General features: G+C 50.4%; 10 protein-coding genes. 5 read left to right on the top strand and 5 right to left on the bottom strand.

Annotation, left to right across the window (positions count from 1 at the left end; genetic code table 11):
* Positions 1-181: 181 nt before the first annotated feature.
* The 3 genes from Q1M25_RS05185 to Q1M25_RS05175 form a co-directional block, all read right to left on the bottom strand.
* Complete coding sequence (locus tag Q1M25_RS05185) at positions 182-1,216, bottom strand: ferric reductase-like transmembrane domain-containing protein (protein WP_300482483.1); 1,035 nt, start codon at positions 1,214-1,216, stop codon at positions 182-184.
* A gap of 521 nt (positions 1,217-1,737) precedes the next feature.
* On the bottom strand, positions 1,738-4,353 hold the full coding sequence (gene adhE, locus Q1M25_RS05180; protein ID WP_300482481.1) for a bifunctional acetaldehyde-CoA/alcohol dehydrogenase: 2,616 nt from the start codon (positions 4,351-4,353) through the stop codon (positions 1,738-1,740).
* A gap of 317 nt (positions 4,354-4,670) precedes the next feature.
* Positions 4,671-5,990 (bottom strand): MFS transporter, encoded by a 1,320-nt coding sequence (locus Q1M25_RS05175; protein WP_300482479.1) that lies wholly within the window; start codon positions 5,988-5,990, stop codon positions 4,671-4,673.
* Between the two features lie 349 nt (positions 5,991-6,339).
* On the opposite strand from Q1M25_RS05175, the gene Q1M25_RS05170 reads away from it, so the two are divergent.
* Both Q1M25_RS05170 and Q1M25_RS05165 read left to right on the top strand, forming a co-directional pair.
* Positions 6,340-7,713: a Na+/H+ antiporter family protein gene (locus Q1M25_RS05170; protein ID WP_300482477.1), complete on the top strand. Its 1,374-nt coding sequence runs from the start codon at positions 6,340-6,342 to the stop codon at positions 7,711-7,713.
* Position 7,714: 1 nt separating this feature from the next.
* Complete coding sequence (locus Q1M25_RS05165) at positions 7,715-7,942, top strand: SlyX family protein (RefSeq protein ID WP_049348560.1); 228 nt, start codon at positions 7,715-7,717, stop codon at positions 7,940-7,942.
* A gap of 101 nt (positions 7,943-8,043) precedes the next feature.
* Here Q1M25_RS05165 and lysA read toward each other — a convergent pair whose 3' ends face one another.
* Together lysA and Q1M25_RS05155 are read right to left on the bottom strand one after the other, a co-directional pair.
* The gene (gene lysA / locus Q1M25_RS05160) at positions 8,044-9,264 is read right to left on the bottom strand and encodes a diaminopimelate decarboxylase (protein ID WP_300482473.1); all 1,221 of its coding nucleotides are present in this window, start codon (positions 9,262-9,264) and stop codon (positions 8,044-8,046) included.
* Positions 9,265-9,280: 16 nt separating this feature from the next.
* The gene (locus Q1M25_RS05155) at positions 9,281-9,451 is read right to left on the bottom strand and encodes a lipoprotein (protein ID WP_036472795.1); all 171 of its coding nucleotides are present in this window, start codon (positions 9,449-9,451) and stop codon (positions 9,281-9,283) included.
* A gap of 71 nt (positions 9,452-9,522) precedes the next feature.
* Here Q1M25_RS05155 and cyaY point away from each other — a divergent pair, with 71 nt between their 5' ends.
* The 3 genes from cyaY to luxS are packed head-to-tail and all read left to right on the top strand — an operon-like array spanning position 9,523 to position 10,826.
* Entirely contained in the window at positions 9,523-9,846 is a 324-nt protein-coding gene (cyaY, locus tag Q1M25_RS05150; protein WP_300482469.1) for an iron donor protein CyaY, read from the top strand.
* 32 nt (positions 9,847-9,878) lie between these two features.
* The gene (locus Q1M25_RS05145; protein WP_300482467.1) at positions 9,879-10,298 is read left to right on the top strand and encodes a DUF2251 domain-containing protein; all 420 of its coding nucleotides are present in this window, start codon (positions 9,879-9,881) and stop codon (positions 10,296-10,298) included.
* A gap of 21 nt (positions 10,299-10,319) precedes the next feature.
* Positions 10,320-10,826, top strand: a complete 507-nt coding sequence (gene luxS / locus Q1M25_RS05140) for an S-ribosylhomocysteine lyase (protein WP_004518928.1) — start codon at positions 10,320-10,322, stop codon at positions 10,824-10,826.
* Positions 10,827-11,069 lie beyond the last annotated feature (243 nt).

Genomic DNA, 11,069 nt, shown 5'->3' with positions numbered 1-11,069 from the left:
CTTGATGCAATGAGAGTGTCTTAAGACTTCCTGCAATTATGACTACCACAAAGCCATAGGCTGCGAGTTTTACTATTCTGAACGCCTTGTGCAATATGATCAGTGGACAATCTTTGAGTTTCAGAAGGAATATAGTAGAACGTAACATTCGCTTGTTGAGCTAAATCTTTCCATTGGTCGATTATTTCTGCAGATAAATTTCTATCGGCATGGAACCAGTCAATCGTTTGAAAGGCGTAAAACCAATACTGTTACTCACCCAAATTTGTTCATTTTTATCTGAAAAATTGAAGCGGCCATATGCACCATCAATTTGAATGGTATCGCTGATGTTCAAACGTTGAGGCAGACGATGGGTGTAGTCTCCCAAGTCTTTGATAATAAGATTGATTTGTTGATTTTCAGGATTCCAGTTTGAAGCGATGGTAAATGGGTGGCTTTCTCCATGTGCACGTAAAAAGAGGAATTGACCGGCTTGGTGTCCCTGCCATTTTGGCGCATTCAGGGTAAGTGAAAGCAGGGAGCCGTTTTGGTTCATGGCAGTTACTGTTGCGGTTTGCGGTTTACCAATGCGTTTAAAGAGGGCGAGGAGGGAACAAATACTACCGAAGAATAGGGCGGTAGCCAGCAACCAGCCAAGTGGCTGAGCCCAGTAAGCAAAGTTTGCCAATACGATGGTGTGCCATACGAGTGCAATATAGACAGGGACAATTAAGATGTGAAGTTTGGCAAACCAACGGTAGGGAATAAGTTTGATCAGTGCGATAACCAATAAGACGACTGCAACGTAAAAAGCAATCTCACCCACTTCTTCAGCAAAATGGCGCTGGGTAACTAACCAATCTTTTAAAGTCAAGACTTCCTGCATCGGTGGGCGCGGTGGCTTTTTGCCGTCAAACAGACCGAGCTTTACCAGCCATTTGGGGAATTGCTTACTGATCCAATGCAGGATACTGCCTGAAAGGGCAATGATGCCCAACCATTTATGCAGGCGGTACATTTTATCCAATCCGCCAAATAGTCCTTCCAACATTTTGGGACGTACTGCAAGAATCATACAAGCACTCATGGCCAGTATGCTGATGCTGCCGGTGAACTGTAATAATAGGTTACGTACGGGAAATACGCCCCACTTGTCTGGAAATGGCGTGGCAAACAGCCATAAAGCGGATATGCCGACTAAAAAGGCAAATAAGGTAAATTTAATATTTTTCATGGTAGTGTTCTTTGTGAAATTAAAATATAAAACAGTTGGTGCTTGTTTTAACAGGACTAAGTATATCTTGGAAAAATTAGGCCAAAATTATCGATAAAGTGCTTCCTGTATTCATTGTTAGGGCTTAAAACGCCAATGTTGGTATGCTCAGCCTTTCTTGTCGTTGATAGTTTAAAGTGGAACATTATTTAATAAATTCCACCACTTCGCGTTTTTGGGTGAGGCTCTTACTTGCGATAGCCAAATGCTGCCATCACACTTAACTTAAATTCTTGGGGATCAAACAAGCCTTTTTCTGCCAATAATGTATCCATTTTGGCATGAGGGAAACCTTCAACAGTGGGAAGCGGTCGATGTGTTTGGCAATCATGGCTTGGGCAGTTTACTGGAAGAAAGTACTCATGAGAAATCCCCTAAATGTCTTGGTGGAAATTTAGGGGATTTTGGGGAATTTTGCAAAGGTCTCAGGCCGTCTGAAACCCTATATTCAGGTTTCAGACGGCCTTTTTAACTACCCTATTTTATTCGCCGTAGTAGGCTTTGGTCAGGATTTCTTCCATATCGGCCACCATCGCGAGGCGTGGGTTGGCCGGGGTGCATTGGTCTTCAAAAGACATCATGGCCAGCTCTTTTCTGCCATCGAGGAAGGTTTTCTCATCGATGCCCTGCTCTTTAAACGACATTTTGATGCCGACGTTGACCGCCAGTTCGTGGCAGGCGCGGGCGAAGGATTCTACGCCTTCTGCCGGTGTGCTGCATGGCAGGCCTAAGGTACGGGCGATTTCCTGATATTTCAGGTCGGCTTTGTAGTAGTTGTACTTCGGCCAAGTGGCGGTTTTCTGCGGACGCGTGCCGTTGTAGCGGATGACGTGCGGCAGCAGGATGGCGTTGGCGCGGCCGTGCGGAACATGATATTTACCGCCAATTTTGTGTGCCATCGAGTGGTTGATACCCAAGAACGCATTGGCAAACGCCATGCCTGCGATGGTAGAGGCATTATGCATATGCTCGCGCGCTTCAGGATCGGCCGCACCATGTTTGTAGGAGCGTTCGAGGTATTGGAACACGAGCTTAATGGCTTGCAGAGCGAGGCCGTCTGTAAAGTCGTTCGCCAGTACGGAAACGTACGCTTCTACGGCATGGGTCAATACGTCCAGACCGGTATCGGCGGTTACGCCTGCCGGTACGGTCATGGTAAACGCAGGATCGACAATCGAAATGGTCGGGGTCAGCGAGTAGTCGGCAATCGGATATTTTTTGTCGCCGTCGCTGATGACGGTAAACGGAGTCACTTCGGAGCCTGTGCCCGATGTGGTAGGGATGCCGATGAATTTGGCTTTCCGGCCCAATTCGGGGAAGCGGAACGCGCGTTTACGGATGTCCATGAATTTTTGCACCAAGTCTTCAAAATCGACTTGCGGCTGCTCGTAGAAGAGCCACATGGCTTTGGCCGCGTCCATCGGCGAGCCGCCGCCCAGCGCAATAATGGTGTCGGGCTGGAAGCTGCGCATCAAATCCGTGCCTTTATAGACGGTTTGGACGCTCGGATCGGCTTCGACATCGGTAAACAGCTGGATGGTCACTTTGTTTTTGCGTTGGTGGAGCTGGTAGGTGATTTTATCGACAAAGCCCAGATCAACCATCGAACGGTCTGTCACGATCATGACTTTTTCGCAGTCTTTCATGTCTTGCAGATATTGGATGGAATCGCGTTCAAAATAGATTTTGGCGGGCACTTTGAACCATTGCATGTTGTTTCTCCGACGGCCTACTTTTTTGATGTTTAACAGATTGACTGCGCTGACGTTGCCGCCGACGGCGTTTTTACCGTAAGAGCCGCAACCGAGGGTCAGAGAAGGCAGGAAGGCGTTGTACACGTCGCCGATGCCGCCGAAGGTGGAAGGCGAATTCCAAATCACGCGCAGGGCTTTGACGCGGGAGCCGAACGTTTTGACCAATTCTTCATCGGCGGTATGGATGGCGGCGGAGTGTCCCAAGCCGTCAAAGGCGACCATTTGTTCGGCAAACTGCAAGCCTTGTTCGGTGGAATCGGCTTTGAGCATCGCCAGTACGGGCGAGAGTTTTTCGCGGGTCAGCGGCTCGTTGGGGCCGACTTCGCGGCATTCGGCGATGATGATGTTGGTTTTTTCAGGCACTTTAAACCCAGCCTGTTCGGCAATCCACGCCGCCGGTTTGCCCACAACGGCGGAATTGAGTTTCGCGCCGCCGCAGTTGGCGCAGTTTGCCGTAACGCCGAAGATGAAGTCTTCGAGCATGGCTTTTTCTTTTTTGTTGGCAAAGTACACGCCGTAGGATTTGAACTCTTCGACCAGCTCTTTATAAATCTCTTTGTCGGCGATGACGGCTTGTTCGCTGGCGCAAATCATGCCGTTGTCGAACGCTTTGGACATCACGATGTCGTGTGCCGCCTGCTGGATGTTTGCTGTTTTTTCAACATAAGCAGGTACGTTGCCCGCCCCGACGCCGAGCGCGGGTTTGCCGCAGGAATAAGCGGCTTCCACCATCGCATTGCCGCCGGTCGCCAAAATCGTTGCCACGCCCGGATGCTTCATCAGCGCGGAAGTGCCTTCCATAGACGGCTTTTCAATCCACTGGATACAGTTTTCCGGCGCACCGGCCGCAATCGCGGCATCGCGCACGATTTGTGCGGCGTGGGCGGAACACTGCTGGGCGGACGGGTGGAACGAGAAAATAATCGGATTGCGGGTTTTCAGTGCAATCAGGGATTTGAAAATGGTAGTGGAAGTCGGATTGGTTGTCGGCACAATACCGCAAACCACGCCGACCGGATCGGCGATTTCGGTAATACCGGTTACATCGTCTTCGCTGATGACGCCCACAGTTTTCAAATCACGCAGGCGGCGCACGACGTTTTCGCAGGCAAACAGGTTTTTCGTCGCCTTATCCTCAAACACGCCGCGTCCCGTTTCTTCTACCGCGTGCATGGCGAGCACACCATGTTTGTCCAGCGCGGCGATAGAGGCTTTGGCAACAATAAAGTCAATCTGCTCCTGATCGAGCTTAAGAAACTCGTCCAATGCCCGTAAACCCTTGTCAACCAGGCTGTTTACCTCGGCTACGGCTGGGCTGACGACGTTGTCGGCTGATGCGTTCATGGTGTATCTCCTTAATAAAAGGTGGCAATAAGGTCAATAAATTTTCACTACGATAACTATAGGTAATTTAGTTACATTTTGCTTTGACCTACATCACAAACCATGATTGAACTTTTCAGACGGCCATTTTATCGTTTATTCATTTTAATTCTTTGAAGTATAATATTTTTATCCACACGAAAACAAAGACGGTTATTCTTCGTCGCTTTCCTCGATAATTAAGATAAAAACAGAAAAACGATGTATTAAAATTACATACTCAAAATAAAAAAGGCCGTCTGAAAATATTTTTCAGACGGCCTTTTCATGTCTATCTTTTATTGGCTGATGTCTTCCAGCGTACGGCCTTTGGTTTCTTCACCCAATACCAAGATTACCGCCACAATCAGCAGCATGACCAGCGCAAACATCATAAAGATATTGCCGAAGCCGCCGCTGTTGCCCACCATAGCCGCCACTACCATGGGGGCAAGTATGCCGCCGATGCGGCCGATGGCACCTGCCCAGCCGGATGCGAAGGCACGGAAGCGCAAGGGGTAGAGTTCGGGGGTGTAGGTGTACAAAACGCCCCAGGCCCCCAAGTTGAAGAAGGACATCATACTGCCCCAAATCATGACTTCGGCCGCAGTGGTGCTTTGCCCGAAAAACCATGCGCACGCGGCGCAAGCGGCCAGGAAGCCTGCCAGCGTTGCTTTGCGGCCGATTTTTTCCACTAAGGCCGCAGCAGCTATATAGCCGGGCAGTTGCGCAACAATCATCACCAACACATATTCAAAGGTTTTGACCACGGTATTGCCCTGCTCGACCAGCAATTTGGGCAACCAAGTGAAAATGCCGTAATACGAAAACACGATGCCGAACCAAACCAGCCACAGCATCAGCGTGCGCCGTGCAAACGGATGTTGCCAAAGTTGGACGAAGCGGATGCGTTCGCGCGGGGTGGCCGGTGCGGCAACGGCTTCTGTCGGCGGCGTGATGCCCGATTGAATTTCCAGCACGGATACCAAACGGTGCGCTTCGTCGGTTTTGCCGCGGGAAAGCAGGTAAGGCACAGATTCGGGAACGAATTTCAACACCAACGGCACATAAAACAGGGGCAAGGCGCCGAATAAAAACGCGCTGTGCCAGCCGGTTTGCGGAATAAAGAAATAAGACACCAGCGCGGCCGAAAGCCAGCCCAAGCCCCAAAAGCTTTCCAGCAACACAATAAAACGGCCGCGTACTTTCGGCGGCGCATATTCGCTGACCAGCGACACGGCGACAGGCAGTTGGCCGCCCAAGCCGACGCCGACAAAAAAGCGGCACACCAGCAAAACCGTCAAATCAGGCGCAATTGCGCACAAACCTGTGGCAATGCTGTACACCACCATCGTGCCGGCAAAAACGGTTTTCCGTCCGAACCTGTCCGCCAGCCAGCCGCTGAATACCGCGCCCAGAGCCATGCCGACAAAGGCAATGCTGACAATCCAACCCAACTGCGCCGGAGCCAGCGCCCAATCTTTGCCCAAAGCCGGCAATACAAACGACACCAAGCCGGTATCCATGGCATCAAACAGCCAGCCGATGCCGACCAAAACCAGAAGTTTGTAATGAAAGCGGGAGGGCGGCAGATTGTGCAGCCGCGTCAGAATATCCATCACTTCTTTCCTTTGTTTGTGTATGATTGAATTAGGTTTTATCAATAAATGCTTTAATTTCAGTGACAAACCTAATACCGAGACATTGTGTCGATTTTAACATTGGTACCCTATGCAAAGAATAGGAAGCGCGTGTTTTTTGGCTATTTTTATCGCCAGAACCGCACGCCATATTAAAACGCTGAATAAGGGTTCACAGCAGGCCATCTGAAACCGATGGTCCGTTTTTCAGACGGCCTGCCGTTTTTTGCAAAGGCTTCCTGCTTGGGTTATGATGTTTATTTGTAATATGTAAACAGATGATTGCCTGTTTTTACATAATAGGTCGTCTGAAACAACGGAGAACAATATGAATGCGGTTATAATTGCGGTCATCATCATGCTTGTGCTGTCTTTATCGCGCGTGCATGTGGTGCTCAGCTTGGCTGTCGGCGCGTTTGTCGGCGGCTTGGTGGCCGGTATGCCTTTGGAGAATGTAACCAACGCGGCCGGCGATGTAGTGCAGCAAGGGATTATTCCTGTTTTTAACGAAGGTCTGAAAGGCGGGGCGCAAATCGCGCTGTCTTATGCCATGCTCGGCGCATTTGCCATGGCCATCACGCATTCCGGCCTGCCGCAACAGCTCGCCGGCGTGATTATCCGCAAACTCAACGGCGGCGAAGGCAATGCGAAAGGCGAAGGCGCGGTCAAATGGCTGCTGCTGGCGATTATTTTGTGCATGGGCGTGATGAGCCAAAACGTTGTGCCGATTCATATTGCATTTATCCCGATGATTATTCCGCCGCTGCTGTTGGTGTTCAACCGTTTGAAACTCGACCGCCGCTTGGTGGCCTGCGTGATTACGTTTGGCTTGGTAACGACTTATATGTTCCTGCCTTACGGTTTCGGCGCCATCTTCTTGAACGACATCATGTTGGGCAATATCCGCTCGGCAGGCATGGATACCAGCGGCATCAATGTGATGCACGCAATGGCGATTCCGGCTTTGGGCATGGTGTCCGGCTTGCTGCTGGCCTTTTTGCACTACCGCAAGCCGCGCATTTATCAAAACAATACTACTGACACGGAAGACAACCGTGCGGCAGTGCAACAACAAGAGCCTTCAACCTATCGCAGCTTGGTGGCGGCCGTGGCGATTGCCGTGTGTTTTGCCATTCAGCTTATGTATGAAAACTCATTGGTATTGGGCGCGATGTTGGGCTTTGCCGTGTTTATGATGTTGGGCGTGATGAACCGCTCCGCCGCCAGCGATGTATTCGGCGAAGGCATCAAAATGATGGCGATGGTCGGCTTTATTATGATTGCGGCACAAGGTTTCGCCGCTGTAATGAACGCAACCGGCGAGATTCAGCCTTTGGTCGAACACAGCATGGCTTTATTCGGCGGCAATAAAGGCATGGCCGCATTGACCATGTTGTGCGTCGGTTTGCTGGTGACCATGGGCATCGGCTCGTCCTTTTCGACTTTGCCGATTATTACCGCGATTTATGTGCCTTTGTGCATCAGCTTGGGCTTCTCCCCAATGGCGACCGTCGCCATCGTCGGCACGGCCGGTGCGCTGGGCGATGCAGGCTCCCCTGCTTCAGACTCGACACTCGGCCCGACCATGGGTCTGAACGCCGACGGCCAACACGACCACATCCGCGATTCGGTTATCCCGACCTTTATCCACTACAATATCCCGCTGATGGTTGCAGGCTGGATTGCCGCGATGGTGCTGTAATATGAGCGATATTCAGGAATTGGAACACCGCATTACCGAACTGGAAATTCAGACGGCCTTGCAGGAAGACTTAATCGGCAGCCTGAACGACACCATCGCCAAGATGCAGCAGGCTTTGGATTTGCAGCAAGGCCAGTTGCGGCTTCTGTATCAACGGATGCAGGACAAAGGTGCAAACGGCGAACGCGAACCGTACAGCCTGCGCGATGAGATTCCGCCGCATTATTGATAAACTAAAAAGGGCGTGTTTGATACATGCCCTTTTCCTTCATAACAAAGGCCGTCTGAAAGTCTATCAAGCTTTCAGACGGCCTTTTAAACAATCAAACCTTACAAACAAGCCAATTCATTGGCCATTTGCTGCTCGACGGTTTCACGTTGGCGGATAAGTTTGCATTCGTTGCCGTCAACCAATACTTCCGCCGCACGGTTGCGCGTGTTGTAGTTGCTCGCCATGCTTGAACCATACGCACCGGCACTGCGGATAAGCAGTAAATCCCCTTCTTCGCAAGCGATGGTGCGGTCTTTGCCGAGGAAGTCGCCGGTTTCGCAAATCGGGCCGACGATATTGGCCGTCAGAGACTCAATGTCTTTGGTTTCGACCGCTTCAATGTGATGATAGGCGTCATAAAGCGCCGGACGCATCAAATCGTTCATCGCCGCATCGACCATCACAAAGTTTTTCTCTTCGCCATGTTTGACGAACTCGACGCGCGTCAACAACGCACCGGCATTGCCGACCAAGCTGCGGCCGGGCTCAAGAACCAGTTTCAGACGGCGCGTACCGATCAGTTTTTGAACGGCTTGGGCATACGCGCCCAAATCAGGCACATTTTCGTCTTGGTAAACAATGCCGACACCGCCGCCCAAGTCCAAGTGTTCCAACACAATGCCTTCGTCTGCCAGTTGGTCGACCAAGGCCAAGATACGTTCGCAGGCTTCGATGAGCGGGCTGAGGTCGGTCAGTTGCGAGCCGATGTGGCAGTCGATACCGACAATTTTCAAATGGCTTTGTCGGGAAGCATGACGATAGGCCTCAAGCGCATCGGCATAGGCAATACCGAATTTGTTGGCTTTCAAACCGGTGGAGATATAAGGATGAGTTTTGGCATCAACATCAGGATTGACGCGCAGGGAAACCGGAGCGACTTTACCCAAACGCGCGGCAACTTTCTGAATGCGGTCGATTTCGGGAATGCTTTCCATGTTGAAACATTTCACGCCTGCATTCAGCGCAAATTCAATTTCTGCCTCACTCTTGCCCACACCGGAAAAAATCGTTTTCGCCGCATCGCCGCCGGCCGCCAAAACACGCGCCAACTCGCCGCCGGACACAATGTCAAAACCGCTCCCCAAAGAAGCAAAGTGTTTGATGATGCTCAGGTTGCCATTGGCTTTAACCGCGTAGCAGACAAGCGGATTCAAAGCAGCAAACGCGGTTTGGTAGTTGTCAAACGCCTCGGTCAGCGCAGATTTGCTGTACACATAAAGCGGCGTGCCGAATTCCTCGGCAAGGTGGGAATAAGGGATTTGTTCGCAGGATAAGGTCATGTTTGTGAAGTCTTTTTTAATCGTTGGTTTGAGTGGTCGGCTCTTTGGCCGTATCGAATTTCAAGCCGGTCTGAATCACGCCGAAGCGCGCCTTGTCGCCTTCTTTGGGCAGGTAGAGGTCGCCTTTGTAGCCGCAGGCAGAGAGCAGCAGAGCCGTTGCCGCTGCAAAAAATACGCCGTATTTCATCAGTAAAACTTTCTTTATCATTACGAATGTGGCAAGATTCGGTATCTTAAACAAAAACCACACAAAAAGCCATGATGACCGAAAGCGAATTCATCCGCCTGAGCGAAGAATTGTTCGAACACATCGAAGACCAAATCGATGAAAACGGCTGGGATTTCGATTGCCAGTTTGCCGGAAACGTACTGACCATTGAAGCCGGAAACGGCACGCAAATCATCGTCAACCGCCACACGCCCAACCAAGAATTGTGGATTGCCGCAAAAAGCGGTGGCTACCATTTCGCCGAGCAAAACGGCAAATGGCTGGCAACACGCGACAGCCGTGATTTCTACGACGTTTTAAACGAAGCACTGAGCGCGGCTTCGGGCGAAGCGGTTGAGATTGCCGAATTGTGATTTGAGTATTCCCACCAAGAGAGCATTCCCCAATGGCACAATTACCTCTGTATCGGACTGCCGAAATCGAAAATTTTACTGTCGGTACGCCCGAGGTTTTAGAATCATTTTTCGAACATATCCCTTATGGCGTCGTCTTTGAAGATGATGGCAACACAGGCTACTTCTATGCCGCTTCGCAAGACGGGATTCTAGATGCCTTACACATCTACAATGTCCAAGATGTATCTGACAAACATATCCCCAACCATGTCTTGATCTTATGGGATGAAGCCTGCACCATAGCCGCATTGTGCATTAATGATTACATCCATGCTGTATTTGATTTTGTCGAACAGGCAGGATATTGCCGCAACGGTTTCCCTGAAGCACACGGAGAATGGCTGAAAGTCAAAGACCGCCTGTTGGACGATCAATTACTGGACAAACTCCTATCTAGAAAACCCATATAAACCACCTCAAAGGACACCCAAATGCCCCTACTAGACAGTTTCAAAGTCGACCATACCCGTATGCATGCCCCTGCCGTACGCGTGGCAAAAACCATGACCACGCCCAAAGGCGACACCATTACCGTATTTGACCTGCGTTTCTGCATTCCCAACAAAGAAATCCTGCCTGAAAAAGGCATTCACACGCTGGAGCACCTGTTCGCAGGCTTTATGCGCGACCACTTAAACGGCAACGGCGTTGAAATCATCGACATTTCCCCGATGGGCTGCCGCACCGGTTTCTACATGAGCCTCATCGGTACGCCCGACGAGCAAAAAGTAGCCGACGCATGGCTCGCTTCAATGCAGGATGTTTTGACCGTTCAAGACCAAAGCAAAATCCCCGAGCTGAACGAATACCAATGCGGTACTTACCTGATGCACTCGCTTGCCGAAGCACACGAAATCGCCCAAAACGTTTTGGCACGCAAAGTAGCCGTCAATAAAAACGAAGAACTGACATTGGACGAAAGCCTGTTAAACGCTTAATCCGCTATGACAACAAAGGCCGTCTGAAACTTTATATAACAAGTTTCAGACGGCCTAAGACCTTTTATTCCAATTTTCAACCTTTCAGCCACAGTTTTACACCGCCTAAAAATAAGTTGGCGGATGCTGACAGTGTACATAGTATAATTACACTTTGAACAAACAACCTGATTCTATTGCCTTTATGAAACCGTTTTTCTGCAAAACCGCCATTGCCCTCAGCCTGACCCTCCCCGCCGCCGC

It is taken from the genome of uncultured Neisseria sp. (assembly GCF_951230505.1).
Lineage (GTDB): Bacteria > Pseudomonadota > Gammaproteobacteria > Burkholderiales > Neisseriaceae > Neisseria.
Note: the sequence above shows the minus strand (reverse complement) of the source record. Positions and strands in the feature narration are given on the sequence as shown.